The following is a 17,721-nucleotide window of genomic DNA, read 5'->3' as shown; positions in this document are numbered from 1 at the left end:
CTCAGCTCTTGAGTATGCCGTGACGGCATGGTGTCCACTGATGCGGCTGTCGTGAACCCGCGACGGATCGACTCTTGGAGGCAGGCGCAATGGCAACGGACATGAAGACAGACAGACGACGAGCCTGGGTGATCTGGCCCATTGGGGCGGCGGTGACGTGGGTGGGCTCGCTCGTGTGGGCGTCGAGCCAGGCCGGCATCGGCGGGGTGGCGATGGGGCTCGCGTTGTCGGCTGTCATCACAACAGTGACGGTGTCGGCGTTCCTCTGGCTCGACCGGTGGAAGCGGGGACGCCCCCGAATTCTCGTGTCGGCCTTCGTGTGGGGTGCGAGCGTCGCGGCGTTCGGTGCGATCTGGTCGCAGCAGGGGCTGCAGGCTCTGGTCGACACTGCATGGGGTCCGGATACAGGCGCGTGGGTGCGGCCTCTGATCATCACCCCGGTCACCGAAGAGGTGCTGAAGGCGCTGTTCCTCCTCTGGCTTCTGGTGTACAGGCGACGGGAGATCGCAGGCGTTGTGGATGCCATCGTCGTTGCAGGGCTGGTGGGCGCCGGGTTCTCGTTCACGGAGAACAGCCTGTATCTGGGACGACCGTTGGCCGATGTCGTTCGGTCAGGGGGGACGGATGCCGCGGCGATCTCGATTCTCGGCGTGACGCTCTTCATCCGGGTGCTCCTGGTGCCCTTCTTTCATTCCCTCATGGTCGCGCTGACGGCCATCGGTGTCGGCATCGCGACGAGATCGCGGGGCCGGGGCACCTGGGCGCTGCCTGTGGCGACCGGGCTGCTCGCGGCGATTTTCCTGCATGGGATCTGGGACTGGGCCGGGCTTGCGAGCGGCGACCAACTCCTGATCTTCAGGATCTACGGCACCGTGATGGTCCCTGTCTTCCTCGCCGTCCTCATCTCCGCGGCCGTGCTCCGTCACCGGGAGGCACGCTTGATCGCCGCAGGCGTCCCGAGCCTGGTTCGCGACGCGGACATCTCGCTCGAGGAAGCAGAACCGTTGATCAGTCTGCGTGCACGGCGGCAACGACGAGCGGAGCTCCGACGCAACTCAGGGTGGCAGGCGGCTCGTGCCTTCGGCCGGTATCAGGCAGAAGCGAGCGCGCTCGCGCTCCGCATCGCACGCGACCGCCGGACCGACAGAGAACAACTCGCCTTGCAACGCCGCGCCGCCGCGAACGCCAGAGCAGCGGCATCCGCTGCGAGCGTCGGTCGACGCTCGCTCGCATGGCGTCGTCAGGTGCCTAGTGGTCGCGCATAGCGGTGGCTGGGAACGAGGAGGGGGCCATCAGCGCCCTGAGCCTGGTACTCGAAAGGGCCGCGGTCGACCCAACCTTCGCGTTCATAGAAGCGTCGAGCTCGGGTGTTTTCGGCGATCACCGCCAGCCAGCCCTCAATGAATCCTTCAGCCCTGATAGCTGCCTCTGCGTGGTGCAGCAGGGCGGCCGCTATGCCGCGTCCCCGCACTGCGCGCTCAACGAAGAGCTCTTCGACCTCGTCAGCGATGACTGTCACGAACCCAACCACCTCGCAGTCAACGACCGCCACAACAGTCTTTTCGACTCGCTGCATCGCGCGCGCGGTGAACGACGCGGGAGTCCGGATCAGCTCAAGCGCGGGTGCGACGAGACCGCTGTGGGCATCGTGCCAGCCCTGCCCCCAAATGACGGCGACTGCGGGTACATCAGCTACCGACATTGGCCGGAGTCGGACCGCTGCCGCCGTCACAGGCCCGCCGATGTGTAAGCAACGAAGCCGGCAGCCGAGACGAAGACAACCTGCAGCATGGTGCGTAACGGAAGCGGTGTGCTCGGCGCCGCAGGATGGTCGACGCCGCGTGCGGCGCGGACATTCGCCGGAAACATCAGGATGAGCAGCACTGCGAGGCACGAGGCGGCCGCGAACCGCGTGGCCGGGACGAGCACGCCGAGGGCACCTGCCGCCTCAAGGATTCCGGTGACTGTGACGATCTGTCGCGGGGCCGGAATCCATGGCGGAACGATCGCAATCAGGCCGTCGCGCCGGGGGCGCGCCCAGTGCGAGAAGGCGGTCAGGAAGAACATAGCGGCGAGGCCCGCGGCGAGTGCCGCCGACCATGACCCGAAGAAGCCGGCGCCGAGCAACCCAATGCCTCGCGCAGTGAATGCGGACACCATCAGAACCACCAACGGAACCATCACACCGTCCAATATCTAGTCAATGAATAGATAATGCGCAGACGTGCCGGATTTAGTCAATGTCTAGATTGCGCGTATGCTGAATCGCATGGCGGACTCGTATCACCACGGCAGTCTCAAACAACAGGTGATGGAGAGCGCGGCGAATGCGATCGCCCGAAGCGGCCCTGACTCCCTTTCGCTTCGGCAGCTCGCGCGTCTTGCCGGCGTGACTCATGGCGCGCCCGCATACCACTTCGGCTCGCGGCGCGGGCTCTTCACCGCACTGGCCGTAGAGGGGTTCGCTGGTCTTGCCGACGCTCTAGAGTCCCCGAATCAGCAGGGCGACTTCGCTGAAGCTGCTGTTGAGTATGTGCGGTTCGCGCTTGCTCGCCCGGGGAACTACGCAGTGATGTTCCGAGCGGATCTCCTTGAGGAAACGGCTGAGCTGCGCACGCAGCGCGAGCGCGCTGCAGCTGCGTTGGAGACGGGCCTGGCAACCCTGCCCGAGGGGGCGCTGACCGTCCCGTTCGATGTGGCACGCCGAGCTGCCTGGAGTCTGGTCCATGGCCTTGCATCCTTGGCGCAGGCGGGCGCGCTTGGCGACGCCGACCCGCTCGCGCTCGCGCGCGCGGCAGCTCGACAACTCTTCCCGCCGACGACGACGCCACGAATGGTAAACGCATGACGCGGATCGTGTACTACACCTCCACCTCACTGGACGGTTTCATCGCCGACCCGAAGAACTCGCTTGACTGGCTCGACGGCGTCGAGGGCGGGGCGGATTCGCTGGCAGAAGGGGAGATTTTCGCGTCTGGCGTGAGGGCGATTGTCGCAGGCTCAGGAACGTATCGTTGGGTTCTGGAGCACGAGCACCTTCTTGACAACCCCGAGAGATGGCACACCTACTTCGGCGGCAAGAAGATGTTCGTATTCACGCACCGGAGTGACTTGCCCGCCGTGCCGGGCGCCGACATCGAGTTTGTGGAAGGTCCTCCGGCGCGCCACATCGACCGAATCCGCGCCGTAGCCGGCTCGAGAGACATTTGGCTGATCGGAGGCGGCGATCTAGCCACCCAATTCGCAGCGGCTGGGCATCTTGACGAAATCCATCTCTCCATCGCCCCCGCAACACTCGGCGCCGGCTCCCCGCTGTTTCCGGCGCGCCTCGACTCCGCGCAGCTCACCCTGGTTGAGACATACGCGATCGGGCAGTTCATCCGAGCCAGGTATCGGGTGGACTCCCGGCAGGATAGTGTCTCTTGATGACCTTGAAGGCGCGCGTCGCGGGCATCGGTGCCCGCCGGTTCAGCCGCAGGATCTGCGCTCGGCGCCAGTGCGCAGCATGCTTGTCTGTCGTCAAGACGGGGGGTGAGGCTGCGTGAGCGTGCATCTCCTCGGCGGCGGCGCAACCACTCGCGTGGACGCCCCGCTATATGCTCCGTTCGTCGCCGAAGCGGCTCTGAAGGCGCGTCAAGCTGGCCGCACGCGGCCAAATATCGCCGTGATCTCCCTGCACCCCGAGGCAGAGGAGAAGGCGGTCGCGCTTGGTGAGCTCCTGGCCGGAACGGGGACCGTTATCGACTTGCGCCTGACTGTGGGGCGGCCCGGTGAGCCGATCGCGCCTGCTGCGATTGCCGACGTTGATGGCATTGCGGTAGGGGGCGGCTTCGTCGAGGACGTACGCACAGGACTCGAGCCGGTATTCGGTGAGTTGCGTCGGCAAGTCGCCGCTGGAGTGCCGTACCTCGGGGTCTCGGCCGGTGCGATGGTCGCCGGGCAGAGTGCGTTTGGAAGCGGCTCGCGCATCGGCGGCATGGTCGTCTCACCTGAAGAGCCGGGCGAAGTCGGCGACGAACTGGAGATCGAGGCTGGCATCGGCCTCGTCGACACGGCCATTGAGGTGCACGTGGCCCAGCGCGGCATGCTGTCGCGATTGGTCGCCGCCGTTGAGTCGGGGCTGGTCGCGCGAGGGCTCGGGATCGACGAGCGCACCACACTCATTGTGAGTGCGGGAAGGCTTCACGTTGAAGGCAAAGGAAGCGTTTGGTCGGTGCGGCCGACCTCGGACGGCATACTGGCCGCCAGGGTCGGCAAGTGACCGCACTTCATCGGCGCTCAAGGAGCCGGCCACGGGTCACGTGGTGGCGCCTCGGTTCGCCGCGTCGGTGAGCTCGCGGAGGCGATCCAGAGCGGTCTGCACGGCTTCGCCGTAGCTTCCCGGCTGCGATCGGTGAGTGGTCTCGCTGGCTCCGGTGACGATGTATTGCCCATCTTCGGTAGGTCTGATGACGACCGCGTAGTGGTTTTCGGAGATCACTGTGATGCCCTCGGCGGTTCTTTCAGCCGAGATGGCGCGGTCGGCGATGGTGAATTCGCGGGGCCGACCGGGGGTCAGTGTATCCGGGTCATAGAGCGTGCCTTGCAAGGCTTGCGGGGTCACTGAGGTGTTGTCGTGCATCGAATGTCCTGACGGGGTTACGGAGTCCCGCAGTGTTCGAGCGAACGGAAGACCTAGCTGGTTTGTCGGCGCTTTTCCGACTGCGGGGTCGCGGCCTGGTTGGGACGTAGCCCAGTGTGCCCCGTGGTGGGCACAGTTGTGACACTACGCCCCTTCGCCGTTTCACGCGTCGAGAACGCAGAAGGCAGCCCAGCGCGCTCTGAAGAGCGACCGAGGTCTCGCGGCACGCCGTTCCGTTCGATGGGGAGTGCGGGACTCCACTGTGCGAGATCTGGCTGATCTCGCAGGGATTCCTGTTATCTGACGTGCTCTGTCAAGGGAGGCCGTACATCAGCGAGAACCTCGAACAACCGGCGAGGTGACGCCAACCGGGCAGGCAGGCGAAGCCCGGGGCCGGCACGAGATCGTCAGGTTCGTACGCTCGCGGCACGGCGGCCGGGTCGGGCCGGTTGCCGTGGTCGCCGTTACTGGGCGAGTGCCCCTCCCTCGATGTGCTCTTCGCGGGCGGCGACGCGCAGGTGCGGGCACAGTCCGCGGCATTCCTGCAGAGCATCGGCATCCGCCCCCTCAATGCTGGCGGACTGGAGGCGAGCTACGTCCTCGAGTGGGCCGCGATCCTGCTGATGGGGCTCGCGCGCAACGGCGCCGGCTGGAACGTCGCGCTGGGCGCGGAGATTCGCTGAGCAGCGCCTGACGTCGCCGCGCCGTCAGGCCCCGCGCGTCGCGACCGCGAGCAGGGTGCGCAGCTCGGGCGCGAGCTCGTCGGCCCGCGCGTAGACGGCGCGCAGCTCACGAACGAATCGCAGCCCGCGCACGCGAACCCGAACGAGCCGGCCCGCGGCGATGTCGTCGCGCACCGCGAGAATGCTGAGGATCGCGACGCCGGCCCCTGCGTGCACCGCGGTTCGGATCGCCGCAGTTGTCGGAAGCTCGACGAGCGGGGGGACCGGCGGGTGGCCGGCGTCCGCCATGATCTGCTCGGCGTTGAGGCGCGTTCCCGAGCCGCGCTCTCTCGTGATGAGCGGGGTCCGGGCCAGCACGCTCGGCGAGATCGTCCCGCGCCGGGCCCATTCGTGCCCCGGCGGAACGACGGTGACCAGCTCGTCGCGCGCGACGACCTCCGAGCGCAGGGCTCCGACCGACTGCGGCGACTCGATGAAGCCGAGCCCGTGCGGCCCGTCGGCGACGAGCTCGATGACCCGCGTGCTGTTGGTCGCGGTCACCGAGACCGGCCGGGTCTGGGCGGCGGCGCGCGCGGCGATCAGCCAGCGCGGCAGGAGGTACTCGGCCACGGTGAGACTCGCCGCGACGGCGACGGGTGCCCGCTGCTCGCGCAGGGCGGCCACTCCTGCCTCGAAGCGGTCTGCGGCATGCACGACGTCGGCAGCCCATTCGGCGGCCACGGCGCCCTCGCCGGTGAGCGTCGCGCCGCGCGCCGTGCGATGCAGCAGCGGGATGCCGAGCCGCTTTTCGAGCTGACGCATCCGCATGGATGCCGCCTGCTGCGAGACCCCCAGCCGCCTGCTCGCCGCCGAGATCGAGCCGGCCTCCGCAAGGGCCGCGAGAAGTCGCATCGAGAGCAGGTCGGCCGTCGAGCCGGCGGCTTGAGCTACAACGGTCGCTTGTATATCCACAATCACGTGACGCTACTCGCCCTGCCGCGCGGGCGAGAGCCTCGAGGTATGCCTGTCAGCCGCATCACCGCCAGAATCCCCGGCCTCGCCGTGGCCGTGGCCATCGCCGTCGCGGCGACCGCGCTCGGCCGCCTCGCCCCTGTCGTGGGCGCGCCCGTCTTCGGCATCGCCATCGGGGCCGCGCTCGCCGCACTCATGCGCCCGGGCGCACCGGTCGACAGCGGTGCCGCGTGGGCAGGCAAGTACGTTCTGCAGGCCTCGGTGGTCGTCTTGGGATCGGGGCTGTCGCTGAGCCAGATCGTGCGCACCGGGTGGCAGTCGCTGCCCGTGATGCTCGGCACGCTGGCCGTCGCCCTGGCGGGCGGATTGCTGATCGGCCGGGCGCTCGGACTCGCTCCGGACACGCGCACGCTGATCGCGGTCGGAACCGCCATCTGCGGTGCGTCGGCGATTGCAGCCACCCAGTCCGTCATCCGCGCCAAAGCCCACGAGGTGGCCTATGCGATCGGCACGATCTTCACCTTCAACGTGGTCGCGGTGCTCACCTTCCCCTTCATCGGCCACGCCCTCGGGCTCGGCGATCGGGCGTTCGGGCTGTGGGCGGGCACCGCGATCAACGACACCTCGTCGGTGGTCGCCGCGGCATTCAGCTTCAGCGCCGCCGCTGGGCAGTACGGCGTGGTCGTGAAGCTCACCCGGACCCTCATGATCATTCCGATCACCGTCGCGATCGCCGTCCACCGCCGGAGGGCGGCCATGCGGGCGACCGGCCCGGTCGGCGCCACGCCCACGTCGGCGACCTCGACGTCGCCGGCGTGGGCCTGGCGGTCGATCGTGCCGCAGTTCCTGATCTGGTTCGTCGTCGCCGCGGCCGTCAACTCCGCCGGAGCGATCCCCGCGGCCTGGCACCCCGCCCTGAGCCAGCTCGGCACCTTCCTGATCACCGTCGCGCTCGCCGGAATCGGCCTGGGCACCCGCGTTCAGGTGCTGAGGCGGGCCGGCCTGCGCCCGCTTGCGCTCGGCGCGATCCTCTGGCTCATGGTGGCGCTGGCCTCGCTCGGCCTGCAGGCGCTGACGCACTCGCTCTGACGACCCGCCCCGCCCTCTTCGAGGGGATGAAGCGAGCGAGCGCTCAGCCACAGGCACCCCCGCGCGTGACCACCCCGCGCAGAGCGCGGGGCAGGGCGGTCACTGAGAGCCGGCCGCCGCCGCCCGCGCGGGGCCCGTCGATGCGCGCACCACCAGCTCCGCCGACATCTCGATGCGCGGGCGCGCCCATCGCACCGGGTTCTCGGGGCGGGTGAGGTCGAGCAGCATCCTGACCGCGCTGTCGCCCATCTCGCGGCTGGGCTGGCGCATCGTCGTGAGGGTCGGGCTGATCCAGTGCGCTTCCGGCAGATCGTCGAACCCGATGACGCTCACGTCGTCGGGGATGCGCAGTCCGCGCTCGGCCAAGGCGTTGTAGACGCCGAGGGCCATCGGGTCCGAGCAGGCGAAGATCGCCGTGATGGCCGGGTCGCGATCGAGCAGCTTATGGGTGTCGGCCGCCGCGCGCGCCTCGTCCCACTGGCCGGGCGCCACCGTCACCCGCGTGTCGCCGGCTGCAGCATCGACGGCCGAGCGGAAGCCGTCGACGCGCGCCCGGCTGTAGATGTGGCGCGAATAGCCGGCGATGACCCCCATGTGCCGGTGCCCGAGGGCCAGCAGCTGCTCGGCCGCCGTCCTGCCGGCATCCCAGTTCGCCACGCCGATCGCGGGGATGCCCGCGGGCGGCGCGCTCATCGGCTCGAGCAGCACCATCGGAACACCGGCTGCGACGAGCGTGCTGAACTGCGGCGATGCCGGGTCGAGCAGCGCACCGACGACACCGACGCCGCGCCTGCGCAGAATGCGGGACGCCCAGTCGGTGTTCGGCTGGGCGAGCGTGATGATGAGGTCGAGATCGGATGCCGCGGCCGCGCTTCCCACGCCGACGAGCACCTGGTTCGCCCACGAGCCCTCGAGGTGCGTCACGACGAGGTTCAGAGCCGTCGACGAGGTGCCCTCGTCGACGGCGGTCTCGACCTTGGTGCCCGGCCGCCTCGTGTACCCGACCGAGTGGACGGCGTCCATCACCTTCGCGCGCGTCTCGGCCGAGACATCCGTGCCGCCACGCAGAACTTTCGAAACTGTGGGAACGCTCGTGCCTGCGGCCTGCGCGACCAGCGACAGCGTCGGTCGGGTGCCGGCAGGCCGTGGGGACATACGGCAAGAGTATTGGCCGCTAACGGTTTTGCAACTCAGCGCGGAAAACGTTTTGCAGCCGCCGCGGGTTCGGTGTATGAAAGGCATCGACTTCCGCAGCGGAGCGGAAGTTTGCGCAACAAAACTCTCACCACCTGTGTCAATGACGACAATCAAGGAGTTTCCACAATGATGCGGAAATCACGAGGCGCGGCGCTGGTCGCGCTCGGCCTGGGGGTCGCGCTCGCGACCGTCGGGTGCGCCGGCAACAGCGGCAGCACCGGCAAATCATCCAACGGGAAGGTCACGCTCACCCTCTGGGAGAACGCGACGGACGGCGACGGCGCCGCGTACTGGAAGAGCGCGGCGGAGGCCTTCCACAAGGCGCACCCGAACGTGACGGTCAAGCTCCAGGCGATCCAGAACGAGGACTTCGACGGAAAGCTGCAGACGGCGCTCAACTCGAACTCGGCCCCCGACATCTTCATGCAGCGCGGCGGCGGCAAGATGCAGGCGATGATCGACGCGGGCTACCTGCAGCCGATCGAGCTCGACGACGCGACCAAGACGGCGGCCGGTGCGGCGCTCGCCTCCGACACGGTCGACGGCAAGGTCTACGCCGTGCCGACCGACACGCAGCCCGAGGGCATCTACTACAGCCAGGACCTGTTCAAGCAGGCGGGCATCACGACGACGCCGACCTCGATGGACGAGCTCAACGCCGATGTCGCGAAGCTGAAGGCCGCGGGCATCACGCCGATCGCGGTCGGCGCCAAGGATGCCTGGCCGGCGGCCCACTGGTACTACAACTTCGCCCTGCGCGAGTGCAGCCAGGACACCATCAACAAGGTCACCAAGTCGCTCAAGTTCACCGACGAGTGCTGGACGAAGGCGGGCGACGACGTCGCAGACCTGCTCAAGACCGACCCCTTCCAGAAGGGATTCCTCACCACGCCGGGTCAGACGGGTGCGGGTTCCTCGGCCGGCCTGCTCGCCAACCACAAGGCGGCGATGGAGCTCATGGGCAACTGGGAGCCCGGCGTCGTCGGCGGCCTGACGCCCAACAAGAAGCCGCTTCCCGACCTCGGCTGGTTCCCGTTCCCGTCGGTGTCCGGCGGCAAGGGTGACCCGAGTGCCCTGATGGCCGGCGGCGGCGGCTACTCGCTGTCGAAGAACGCCCCGAAAGAGGCGACGGAGTTCCTCGAGTTCCTCCTGACGCCCGAGCAGCAGAAGGCCTACGCCACGGCCTTCCAGTCCATCCCCGTCAACAAGGACGCGCAGTCCGTCGTCACCCAGCCCTACAACGTGTCGTCGCTGCAGGCCTTCAACAAGGCGGCCTACACGGTGAACTTCCTCGACACGCAGTACGGGCAGAACGTCGGAAACGCGCTCAACACCGCGGTCGTCAACCTGCTCGCAGGCAAGGGCACCGCGGCCGACATCCCGAAGGACACGAACGCGGCAGCGGCGAAGGGCTGAGTAGTCAGAACATGAGCAGCACCCTGGGTACTGAGGCCGTCGCCGGCGGCCGCTCGCAGGGGACGACTCGCGTCGAGGGCGCGGCTTCGGCCGCGTCCTCGACGCCGCCGGCGCGCAAGCGCCGCAGCCGTGCCCTCATGCGCCTCGAGATCGCCGTCCTCTCCGGCCCCGCGATCATCGTCTTCGTGGGCCTCGTGATCTTCCCGGTCGCGCTGGCCGCCTACTACGGATTCTTCCGGTGGCACGGCTACGGCCCCGCCACGGACTTCGTCGGCTTGAACAACTACAAGCTGATCCTCACCGACCCCGCCTTCCAGCAGGTGCTCTGGCACAACCTGCAGATCGTCGTGCTGTCGCTGGTCATCCAGGGCCCCTTGGCGATCGTTCTGGCGCTGCTGCTGAATCAGAAGATCAGGGGCCGCGCGGTGATCCGCGTGCTGATCTTCGTGCCCTACGTGATCTCTGAGGTCATCGTCGGCACGGGCTTCAGCCTCATGCTGCAGTCGCAGGGGGCGCTCAACGACCTGCTTCACAACATCGGACTCGGCTTCCTCGCGGCCGACTGGCTGAGCGACCCCAACATCGCGATCTGGTCGCTGATGGGCATCATCTCGTGGAAGTACATCGGCTTCGCGGTCATCCTGATGCTCGCCGGTCTGCAGTCCATCCCCGAGGAGCTGTTCGAAGCGGCCGCCATCGATGGGGCGTCCTACTGGCAGATCCAGTGGCGCATCACGCTGCCGCTGCTGGGGCCGACGATCCGGATCTGGGCGTTCCTGTCGATCATCGGCTCGCTGCAGCTGTTCGACCTCGTCTACATCATCTGGGGCCAGTACATCGCCTCGACCGCCGGCACCTCGACCATGGCGACCTACATGGTCGCCCAGGGGCGCACGGCGGGGAACTACGGCTACGGCTCGGCCGTCGCCGTCGTGATGTTCCTCATCTCTCTCATCGTCGCGCTGATCTACCAGCGCTTCGTCCTGCGCCGTGACCTGCAGGGCGCCGTCACCGAAGGAGTGCAGTAATGACCGCCGCGACACCGCAGCCGCGCAGGCTGTTCCGGCGCACCGTCGACCGCGATACGCCGCAGAAGTGGGGGAATCCGGTTACCTACTTCATCGCGCTGCTGCTGATCGCGGTGTGCATCGCCCCCGTGCTCTACATCGTGCTGGGCGGCTTCCGCACCAACTCGCAGTTCACGACGAGCCCGGCCGGGTTCCCGAACCCCTGGGAGTTCGGCAACTACCTCACCGTGCTGACCTCGACGACGTTCTGGGGCGAGTTTGCGAACTCGGTCATCGTGGCGGTCGTGAGCACCGCGGGAACCGTCGTCCTCGGGGTGGCCGTGAGCTACGTGATCGCCCGCTACAACTTCAAGGGCAAGGGCGCCATGTACTCGCTGTTCGCCGCGGGGCTGATGTTCCCGCTGGTGATCGCGATCACGCCGCTGTACATCATCATCAAGGATCTCGGCCTGGTCGATAACCTCATGGGCATCGCGATTCCGCAGATCGCCTTCGGCCTGCCCACGACCGTCATCATCCTGACGCCGTTCCTGCGCGCGATCCCCAACGAGCTGGAGGAAGCGGCGTCCATCGACGGCGCGAGCCGGCTCGGGTTCTTCTTCCGCATGGCCATTCCGCTATCGATCCCGGGCGTGGTGACGGTCGCGATCCTCGGGTTCATCGGCAGCTGGAACAACTACGTGCTGCCGCTGTACATCCTGAACTCGGCCTCCAACTACACGCTGCCGCTCGGAGTGCAGGCCTTCTCGTCCGAGCACTCGACCGACACGGCGAAGGTGCTCGCGTTCACCTCACTGTCCATGCTGCCCGCGCTGATCTTCTTCGCCGTCTTCCAGAAGCGCATCGTCGGCGGCCTGACCGGCGCCGTGAAAGGCTAGGAGTTCCTGTCGCCCCTCACCCACGACGAAAGGCCCCAGGTGCCCCGCGCCCACATCGAGCTCGACACGCATGCCGTCATCGCCCCCGTCAACCGTCGCACCTTCGGCTCGTTCGTCGAGCATCTCGGGCGCTGCGTGTACGACGGGATCTACGAGCCGGGCCACCCGACGGCGAACGCCGACGGGTTCCGCCTGGACGTTGTCGAGCTCGTCAAGGAGCTCGGCAGCACGACGGTCCGCTACCCGGGCGGCAACTTCGTCTCCGGATTCCGCTGGGAGGACTCGGTCGGGCCGCGGGCGACCCGACCGGTCCGCCGCGATCTCGCCTGGCGGTCGATCGAGACCAACGAGGTGGGCCTCGACGAGTTCGCGCGGTGGCTGAAGCTCACTGACTCCGAGCTGATGCTGGCCGTCAACCTCGGCACGCGGGGCATCCTCGAAGCCCTCGACCTGCTCGAGTACGCGAACCATCCGTCGGGCACGGCGCTGTCGGACCTGCGCATCGCGAACGGGACGCCCGAACCGCACAACGTGCGCATGTGGTGCCTCGGCAATGAGATGGACGGCCACTGGCAGACGGGCTTCATGTCGGCCGACGACTACGGCAAGCTCGCCGCGCGCACCGCGCAGGCGATGAAGACGGCCCAGCCCGACCTCGAGCTCGTCGTCTGCGGCTCGTCGGGCTCGGGCATGCCGCACTTCGGCGACTGGGAGCGCACGGTGCTCGAGCACAGCTACGACTTCGTCGACTATGTCTCGTGCCACGCGTACTACCAGGAGTACGACGGCGACCTCGGCTCGTTCCTCGCCTCCGCGCTCGACATGGACTACTTCATCGACACCGTCGTCGCGACCGCCGACCACGTCGGCTACAAGAAGCGGTCGAGCAAGAAGATCAACCTCTCGTTCGACGAGTGGAACGTCTGGTACCTGCACAAGTCCGATGCCGACGGCGACAACCCGGACCCGGCCGCCGCCGCATCCTCCGAATGGCGCCGCGCTCCGCGCCTGCTCGAGGACGTCTACACGGTGGCGGATGCCGTGGTCGTCGGCAACCTGCTCATGACGCTCCTCAAGCACAGCGATCGCGTGACCTCGGCCTCGCTCGCCCAGCTCGTCAACGTCATCGCCCCGATCATGACCGAGCCGGGTGGCCCGGCGTGGCGGCAGACGACGTTCTACCCGTTCTCGATCACGAGCCGGCTCGCCTCGGGCGAGGTCATCCGGCCCGTGATCGATGCGCCGACGTATGACACGGCACGTCACGGGCGGGCATCCGTCATCGATGCGGTCGCCACCGTCGACGAGGGCCGGGCCGCCGTGTTCCTCGTCAATCGCGACCAGAGCGAGCCCGCGCAGATCACGATCGACGTGCGCGCCCTCGGGGCGACGCGGGTCGCCGAGGCGACCACCCTCGCCGACGCCGACGTGTACGCCCAGAACACCCTCAGCGACCAGAACCGCGTCGTTCCGCGGGCCAACACCACTGCGACGCTCGCCGACGGCGTGCTCACGATCGAGCTGCCGCCCGTGTCCTGGACGGCGATCGGCTTGGAGTGAGCGCAGGTCGGGAACCGTAGCTGCAGAGCACGAGGGGAGTTCCTGTGAGCGATGAAGCGCGGATACTGCTGATCCGGCACGGCGAAAGCACGGCGAACGTCGCCGCGGCGGTCGCCGAGCGCGCCGGAGCAGAGGTCATCGAGGTCGAGGCGCGCGACGCCGACGTCCGCCTCTCAGAGCTGGGGCGCAGCCAGGCGGCGACCCTCGGCGATGCGCTGCGCGAGCAGCTCGGCCCCGACTGGGCTGCGGCCGCTCGGGTGTGGAGCTCGCCCTACCGCCGCGCGCGAGACACTGCGCGTCTTGCCGCGGGCGCCGGGCCCGACGGCGGCGGCGACGTCGGCCGCATCCGCGTCGACGAGCGCCTGCGCGACCGCGAGCTCGGCATCATCGACGCGCTCACCTCGCACGGCGTCGACGTGCGGCTTCCGGGCGAGGCGGCGCGCCGCCGCTGGCTCGGCAAGTTCTTCTACCGGCCGCCGGGCGGCGAGTCGTGGGCCGACGTCGCGCTGCGGGTGCGGTCCTTCCTGCGCGACGCCGACGAGCAGGCATCCGGCCCCCTCGTCGTGTTCACCCACGACGCGGTCGTGAGCCTCTTCGCATACGTGCTGCTGGGCCTCGACGAGGCCGAGCTCGCCCGTTTCCTGAGCGAGCGCGCCGTCGGCAACGCATCGATCACGAGCTTCACGAGGGATGCCGGCGGAGCCTGGACCCTCGAGGCCTTCGGCGACGCCAGCCACATCGTGTCGGCCGGGGTGCCGGCGACCGAGCACGCAGGGACGGACCCCGATGGCGCATGACGTGATCGACGTCGACGAGGCGCTGCTGCGCTCGTGGCCGCTGCCCGAGCCGAACGGGTCGAAGCGCTCGCGGGGCGACATCGTCGTGGTCGGCGGCGCCCGCGCGACCCCCGGCGCGGCGCAGCTCGCGGGCCTCTCCGCGCTGCGGGTCGGGGCCGGCCGCCTGACGCTCGCGGTCGCCGCGTCGGTCGCTCAGACGGTCGCCGTCGCGGTGCCCGAGAGCGGCGTGCTGGCGCTCGACGAGACCGCCGAGGGCCATGTCCGCGGCCGCTCGGTGCGGTCGTTCGCGACCGAGCTGCGAGGCGCCGACGCGGTGCTCGTGGGCCCGGGTCTCGACGAGATCCGCGAGGCTCGCCGCATGCTTGCCGCGCTGAGCGACGTCGTGCGCGGGGCGCAGCCGGTCGTGCTCGACGCCTACGCGCTCGGCGCGCTCGCCACTCGCCGCGCGGGGAATCCGTTCGCGAACGCCATCATGAAGCCGAACGAGAGCGAGGCCGAGGTCCTGCTGGGGCGCCCGCTGCGCGAGCTGGTCGACGACACGGTCGAGCTCGCCCGGCGCTACGGCGCCGTCGTGAGCTGCATGGGCGTCGTGGCCGACGCCGAGGGCACGGCGTACCGGGTCAACGAGGCCGGGCCGGGGCTTGGCACCTCGGGCAGCGGCGACGTGCTCGCGGGCGCGATCACGGGGCTGGCGGGCAGGGGATGCCCCGCGCTGCAGGCCGCCGTCTGGGGAACATACCTGCACGCCGCGGCCGGGAAGACGCTCGCCGCCGAGCTCGCCCCGATCGGCTATCTCGCGCGAGACCTCTCCGCGCGGTTGCCGGCCGAGCTCGGCGCAGTCACCTGAGGCTGGCGGCGGCGCTGGGGGCGGGGCCGGGGGCGGCATCGGCATCGGCGCCTGACCCGTCGGCCGCCGCGGCCAGTCGATCGGCGAGCCCGCGCATGCCCGCGCGCAGCTCGTCGGGGCTCTCGATGACGAACTCGCGATTCAGACCGGCGAGCAGCGCGGCCACCCAGTCGAGCCGCTCGGCGCGCAGGCGCACCCGGGTCCACGGCTCGTCGGGGGTGGCATCCGCCACCTCATCGACCGTGGCGAGATCGCGGGGAACGGCGCGCCGCACCTCGTCGACCGCGCCGCGCACCACGACCCGCACATCGTGCGCCCACGGTGTCGTCGCGAGGCTTCCGAGCACGGCCTCGACCGGGTTGAAGCCGGGCGGCACGTCGAACGCCCCGGGCAGCAGGGACGGGTCGAGCATGCGATCGAGGCGGAAGGTGCGCACCTGCCCGCTCAGCGAGTCGTGCCCCGTCGCGTACCAGCGGCCGGCGTGAGCCACCACGCCGTACGGCAGCAGCGTGCGTGCGCTGGCGCGGCCGTCGCGCGCCGTGTAGCGGAACCAGAGCGGCCGCCGCTTGCGGGCCGCCTCGGCGAGCAGCAGAAGCACCCGGGTCTCGGCCGCCGCGGCGGGCACCACGGGCTCCGTGAAGGCGGCGCCCTGCAGCACCGCTTCGAGCCGGCGGGCGCTCGGCGCAGGCAGCGACCCGCGCACCTTGCGGCCCGCGATCTCGGCCGCGCCGGCGGCGCCGACGAGTCCCGAGCGCTGGGCGGCGACGAGGCCGAGCGAGACGGCGAGCGCTTCGTCCTCGGTGAGCATCAGGGGAGGCATCCGCTCGCCCACCGTCAGCCGGAAGCCGCCGTAGCGCCCGCGCACGCTCTCGATCGGAATGCCGATGTCGACGAGGTGCTCGATGTAGCGGCGCACCGTGCGCTCGTCGACGCTGAGCTCGGCCGCGAGCTGCGCGGCGCGGTGCGTGCCGCCGCGCTCGAGGATCTCGAGCAGCGCGAGCACGCGCGCGGTGGGCCGGGTCACTCGCGCATCTTTTCATAACAGGGCGGATTCCGCCCGGTATTGCTTCTAGCGTCGCTCCTGCGGCGCCGAACAGCGCCGAACGGAAAGGACCAGAGTCATGAAGTTCGTCTCCACCCGCGTCGTCACGGCCGACCTCGACCGCATGGTCGCGTTCTACGAACTGGTCACGGGCGTGACCGCGATCCGCCCCGCACCGGTGTTCGCCGAGCTCGTCACGCCGACGGCCACGTTCGCGATCGGCCATGCGAGCACGGTGCCGGTGTTCGCACCGGGCGCGGCCGAGCCCGCCGCCAACCGCTCGGCGATCTTCGAGTTCCTTGTCGACGACGTCGATGCCGAGTACGTGCGGCTGGGCGAGGCGGGGCTCGAGTTCGTCACGGCGCCGGCGCTCATGCCGTGGGGCAACCGCGTCTTCTTCCTGCGCGACCCCGACCGCAACCTCGTCGGCCTCTTCACCCCCGAGACCGCCGACGCCGTCGAGCGCTTCAGGGATCGGCCGTACGCGACGGCCGGGTGAGCGCGCCGGGCGGCGCGCTGGGCGCTGGGCGCTGGGCGGCGCGCGCTGCGCGCCGCGCGCCGCGCGACCGCAGGCGCGAGTGCGACGATGGACCATGCGCATCGTCATCGCCGGCGCCTCCGGTCTGATCGGCACCGAGCTCACCCGTCAGCTGACCGAGCGCGGCGACGAGGTCGTGCGGCTCGTGCGGCGTGCGGCGCGCACCCTCGACGAGCGCGCGTGGGACCCGGCATCCGGCGACCTCGACCCCGCCGCGCTCGCCGGCGCGGGCGCCGTCGTGAACCTCGCGGGCGCCTCGATCAGCCGCCTGCCGTGGACCCGGGCGCGCAAAGACGGCATCCTGAAGTCGCGCATCGACGCGACCGCGACGATCGCGCGCGGCGTGCGCGCGGCGGGCGTGCCCGTGCTGGTCAACGGGTCGGCCGTCGGCATCTACGGCTCGCGGCCCGGCGAGCGGCTGACCGAGGTGTCGCAGGAGGGCGAGGGATTCCTCGCCGATGTGGTCCGCAGCTGGGAGGCGGCCGCGCACGCCGCGGCTCAGCCCGGCACCCGTGTGGCTCTCGCTCGCACCGGGGTGGTCATCGGCGACGGCGGCGCCGTGAAGCCGCTGCGCCTGCTCGCGAGACTCGGCGTGGCCGGCCCCCTGGGCAGCGGTCGGCAGCACTGGCCCTGGATCAGCCTGCACGATGAGGCATCCGCCCTCGTTCACCTGATCGACCACGGGCTCGAGGGGCCGGTGAATCTCGCCGGGCCCACGCCGGCGACGGCGGGTGAGCTGGTGTGCGCGATCGCGCGCGACGAGAAGCGCCCGTACTGGCTGCCGGCGCCGGCTTCCCTGCTCACGCTCGCGCTCGGTGACGCTGCGCGCGAGCTGCTGCTCGCCGACCAGCTGCAGGTCCCCGCGAAGCTGATCGAGAGCGGTTTCCGCTTCCGCGACCGCACCCTCGCCGACGCGCTCGCCGCGCTTCGCGCGTCGTAGCCCTGCCGGCGCGCGCGAGACGACCCGTGGTGCCGAATCAGGGGCGTATTCCCGCACGTGGGGTCGTTTCGCGGGGGCCCGCGGCCGCGAAACGACCCATCGGCAATTCTGAGCCGGATCTTGGAGGCACCGCC

At 69.6% G+C, this 17,721-nt stretch carries 20 protein-coding genes; 14 read left to right on the top strand and 6 right to left on the bottom strand.

Features of this window, described 5'->3' with window-relative positions:
- Positions 1 to 89: 89 nt before the first annotated feature.
- Entirely contained in the window at positions 90 to 1,265 is a 1,176-nt protein-coding gene (locus ABD716_RS10530; RefSeq protein WP_344776585.1) for a PrsW family intramembrane metalloprotease, read from the top strand.
- On the opposite strand, the gene ABD716_RS10525 is transcribed toward ABD716_RS10530, so the two are convergent.
- Both ABD716_RS10525 and ABD716_RS10520 read right to left on the bottom strand, forming a co-directional pair.
- Positions 1,241 to 1,702 carry a GNAT family N-acetyltransferase gene (locus ABD716_RS10525; protein WP_344776583.1) on the bottom strand — a complete coding sequence of 154 codons (462 nt, stop codon included), beginning with the start codon at positions 1,700 to 1,702 and terminating at the stop codon, positions 1,241 to 1,243. The genes ABD716_RS10530 and ABD716_RS10525 overlap by 25 nt on opposite strands.
- A gap of 26 nt (positions 1,703 to 1,728) precedes the next feature.
- A complete protein-coding gene (locus ABD716_RS10520; protein WP_344777251.1) occupies positions 1,729 to 2,181 on the bottom strand; it encodes a DoxX family protein in 453 nt (150 codons plus the stop codon).
- 76 nt (positions 2,182 to 2,257) lie between these two features.
- On the opposite strand from ABD716_RS10520, the gene ABD716_RS10515 reads away from it, so the two are divergent.
- The 3 genes from ABD716_RS10515 (at position 2,258) to ABD716_RS10505 (ending at position 4,261) form a co-directional block, all read left to right on the top strand.
- A complete protein-coding gene (locus tag ABD716_RS10515; protein WP_344776581.1) occupies positions 2,258 to 2,848 on the top strand; it encodes a TetR/AcrR family transcriptional regulator in 591 nt (196 codons plus the stop codon).
- Positions 2,845 to 3,426 (top strand): dihydrofolate reductase family protein, encoded by a 582-nt coding sequence (locus ABD716_RS10510; RefSeq protein WP_344776579.1) that lies wholly within the window; start codon positions 2,845 to 2,847, stop codon positions 3,424 to 3,426. The genes ABD716_RS10515 and ABD716_RS10510 overlap by 4 nt, the downstream gene beginning before the upstream one ends.
- 115 nt (positions 3,427 to 3,541) lie before the next feature.
- The gene (locus ABD716_RS10505; protein WP_344776577.1) at positions 3,542 to 4,261 is read left to right on the top strand and encodes a Type 1 glutamine amidotransferase-like domain-containing protein; all 720 of its coding nucleotides are present in this window, start codon (positions 3,542 to 3,544) and stop codon (positions 4,259 to 4,261) included.
- Between the two features lie 36 nt (positions 4,262 to 4,297).
- Here the strand turns inward: ABD716_RS10505 and ABD716_RS10500 are convergent, their stop codons facing one another.
- A complete protein-coding gene (locus ABD716_RS10500) occupies positions 4,298 to 4,621 on the bottom strand; it encodes a hypothetical protein (RefSeq protein ID WP_344776576.1) in 324 nt (107 codons plus the stop codon).
- A gap of 491 nt (positions 4,622 to 5,112) precedes the next feature.
- Here ABD716_RS10500 and ABD716_RS10495 point away from each other — a divergent pair, with 491 nt between their 5' ends.
- Positions 5,113 to 5,304, top strand: a complete 192-nt coding sequence (locus ABD716_RS10495) for a hypothetical protein (RefSeq protein ID WP_344776574.1) — start codon at positions 5,113 to 5,115, stop codon at positions 5,302 to 5,304.
- Between the two features lie 24 nt (positions 5,305 to 5,328).
- On the opposite strand, the gene ABD716_RS10490 is transcribed toward ABD716_RS10495, so the two are convergent.
- Positions 5,329 to 6,195: a LysR family transcriptional regulator gene (locus tag ABD716_RS10490; RefSeq protein ID WP_344776572.1), complete on the bottom strand. Its 867-nt coding sequence runs from the start codon at positions 6,193 to 6,195 to the stop codon at positions 5,329 to 5,331.
- Between the two features lie 108 nt (positions 6,196 to 6,303).
- On the opposite strand from ABD716_RS10490, the gene ABD716_RS10485 reads away from it, so the two are divergent.
- On the top strand, positions 6,304 to 7,344 hold the full coding sequence (locus ABD716_RS10485) for a YeiH family protein (protein WP_344776570.1): 1,041 nt from the start codon (positions 6,304 to 6,306) through the stop codon (positions 7,342 to 7,344).
- 99 nt (positions 7,345 to 7,443) lie between these two features.
- Here ABD716_RS10485 and ABD716_RS10480 read toward each other — a convergent pair whose 3' ends face one another.
- Positions 7,444 to 8,499 carry a LacI family DNA-binding transcriptional regulator gene (locus tag ABD716_RS10480; RefSeq protein ID WP_344776568.1) on the bottom strand — a complete coding sequence of 352 codons (1,056 nt, stop codon included), beginning with the start codon at positions 8,497 to 8,499 and terminating at the stop codon, positions 7,444 to 7,446.
- A gap of 171 nt (positions 8,500 to 8,670) precedes the next feature.
- Here ABD716_RS10480 and ABD716_RS10475 point away from each other — a divergent pair, with 171 nt between their 5' ends.
- The 6 genes from ABD716_RS10475 to ABD716_RS10450 all read left to right on the top strand — a co-directional run bounded on the left by ABD716_RS10475 (position 8,671) and on the right by ABD716_RS10450 (position 15,067).
- Positions 8,671 to 9,957, top strand: a complete 1,287-nt coding sequence (locus ABD716_RS10475; protein ID WP_344776565.1) for an ABC transporter substrate-binding protein — start codon at positions 8,671 to 8,673, stop codon at positions 9,955 to 9,957.
- A gap of 137 nt (positions 9,958 to 10,094) precedes the next feature.
- Positions 10,095 to 10,985, top strand: a complete 891-nt coding sequence (locus tag ABD716_RS10470; RefSeq protein ID WP_344777249.1) for a carbohydrate ABC transporter permease — start codon at positions 10,095 to 10,097, stop codon at positions 10,983 to 10,985.
- Positions 10,985 to 11,863 (top strand): carbohydrate ABC transporter permease, encoded by an 879-nt coding sequence (locus ABD716_RS10465; RefSeq protein WP_344776563.1) that lies wholly within the window; start codon positions 10,985 to 10,987, stop codon positions 11,861 to 11,863. The genes ABD716_RS10470 and ABD716_RS10465 overlap by 1 nt, the downstream gene beginning before the upstream one ends.
- Before the next feature lie 39 nt (positions 11,864 to 11,902).
- Positions 11,903 to 13,423 (top strand): arabinosylfuranosidase ArfA, encoded by a 1,521-nt coding sequence (gene arfA, locus ABD716_RS10460; protein ID WP_344776561.1) that lies wholly within the window; start codon positions 11,903 to 11,905, stop codon positions 13,421 to 13,423.
- A gap of 44 nt (positions 13,424 to 13,467) precedes the next feature.
- Positions 13,468 to 14,220: a histidine phosphatase family protein gene (locus ABD716_RS10455; RefSeq protein WP_344776559.1), complete on the top strand. Its 753-nt coding sequence runs from the start codon at positions 13,468 to 13,470 to the stop codon at positions 14,218 to 14,220.
- A complete protein-coding gene (locus ABD716_RS10450) occupies positions 14,210 to 15,067 on the top strand; it encodes an ADP-dependent NAD(P)H-hydrate dehydratase (protein ID WP_344776557.1) in 858 nt (285 codons plus the stop codon). The genes ABD716_RS10455 and ABD716_RS10450 overlap by 11 nt, the downstream gene beginning before the upstream one ends.
- Here ABD716_RS10450 and ABD716_RS10445 read toward each other — a convergent pair.
- Entirely contained in the window at positions 15,060 to 16,091 is a 1,032-nt protein-coding gene (locus ABD716_RS10445; RefSeq protein ID WP_344776555.1) for a helix-turn-helix transcriptional regulator, read from the bottom strand. The genes ABD716_RS10450 and ABD716_RS10445 overlap by 8 nt on opposite strands.
- Positions 16,092 to 16,188: 97 nt before the next feature.
- Between ABD716_RS10445 and ABD716_RS10440 the strand changes: the two genes are divergently transcribed.
- Both ABD716_RS10440 and ABD716_RS10435 read left to right on the top strand, forming a co-directional pair.
- Complete coding sequence (locus ABD716_RS10440; RefSeq protein WP_344776553.1) at positions 16,189 to 16,608, top strand: VOC family protein; 420 nt, start codon at positions 16,189 to 16,191, stop codon at positions 16,606 to 16,608.
- Between the two features lie 94 nt (positions 16,609 to 16,702).
- Positions 16,703 to 17,587, top strand: coding sequence for a TIGR01777 family oxidoreductase (locus tag ABD716_RS10435; protein ID WP_344776551.1), 885 nt, complete (start codon positions 16,703 to 16,705; stop codon positions 17,585 to 17,587).
- The last annotated feature ends 134 nt before the right edge of the window (positions 17,588 to 17,721 follow it).

Source organism: Gryllotalpicola kribbensis (genome assembly GCF_039538245.1).
GTDB classification, from domain to species: Bacteria; Actinomycetota; Actinomycetes; order Actinomycetales; family Microbacteriaceae; genus Gryllotalpicola; species Gryllotalpicola kribbensis.
The sequence above is the reverse complement of the archived record's forward strand: the minus strand, read 5'-3'. Positions and strand labels throughout refer to the sequence as shown.

Excerpts from the sequence above, each read along its gene's own strand:
- ABD716_RS10475 (WP_344776565.1), top strand. The coding sequence starts at position 8,671 with ATGCGGAAATCACGAGGCGCGGCGCTGGTCGCGCTCGGCCTGGGGGTC.
- ABD716_RS10465 (WP_344776563.1), top strand. The coding sequence starts at position 10,985 with ATGACCGCCGCGACACCGCAGCCGCGCAGGCTGTTCCGGCGCACCGTC.
- ABD716_RS10510 (WP_344776579.1), top strand. The coding sequence starts at position 2,845 with ATGACGCGGATCGTGTACTACACCTCCACCTCACTGGACGGTTTCATC.
- ABD716_RS10520 (WP_344777251.1), bottom strand. The coding sequence starts at position 2,181 with ATGGTTCCGTTGGTGGTTCTGATGGTGTCCGCATTCACTGCGCGAGGC.
- ABD716_RS10530 (WP_344776585.1), top strand. The coding sequence starts at position 90 with ATGGCAACGGACATGAAGACAGACAGACGACGAGCCTGGGTGATCTGG.
- ABD716_RS10485 (WP_344776570.1), top strand. The coding sequence starts at position 6,304 with ATGCCTGTCAGCCGCATCACCGCCAGAATCCCCGGCCTCGCCGTGGCC.
- ABD716_RS10450 (WP_344776557.1), top strand. The coding sequence starts at position 14,210 with ATGGCGCATGACGTGATCGACGTCGACGAGGCGCTGCTGCGCTCGTGG.
- ABD716_RS10500 (WP_344776576.1), bottom strand. The coding sequence starts at position 4,621 with ATGCACGACAACACCTCAGTGACCCCGCAAGCCTTGCAAGGCACGCTC.
- ABD716_RS10440 (WP_344776553.1), top strand. The coding sequence starts at position 16,189 with ATGAAGTTCGTCTCCACCCGCGTCGTCACGGCCGACCTCGACCGCATG.
- ABD716_RS10525 (WP_344776583.1), bottom strand. The coding sequence starts at position 1,702 with ATGTCGGTAGCTGATGTACCCGCAGTCGCCGTCATTTGGGGGCAGGGC.
- ABD716_RS10480 (WP_344776568.1), bottom strand. The coding sequence starts at position 8,499 with ATGTCCCCACGGCCTGCCGGCACCCGACCGACGCTGTCGCTGGTCGCG.
- ABD716_RS10490 (WP_344776572.1), bottom strand. The coding sequence starts at position 6,195 with ATGCGACTTCTCGCGGCCCTTGCGGAGGCCGGCTCGATCTCGGCGGCG.
- ABD716_RS10470 (WP_344777249.1), top strand. The coding sequence starts at position 10,095 with ATGCGCCTCGAGATCGCCGTCCTCTCCGGCCCCGCGATCATCGTCTTC.
- ABD716_RS10435 (WP_344776551.1), top strand. The coding sequence starts at position 16,703 with ATGCGCATCGTCATCGCCGGCGCCTCCGGTCTGATCGGCACCGAGCTC.
- ABD716_RS10515 (WP_344776581.1), top strand. The coding sequence starts at position 2,258 with ATGCTGAATCGCATGGCGGACTCGTATCACCACGGCAGTCTCAAACAA.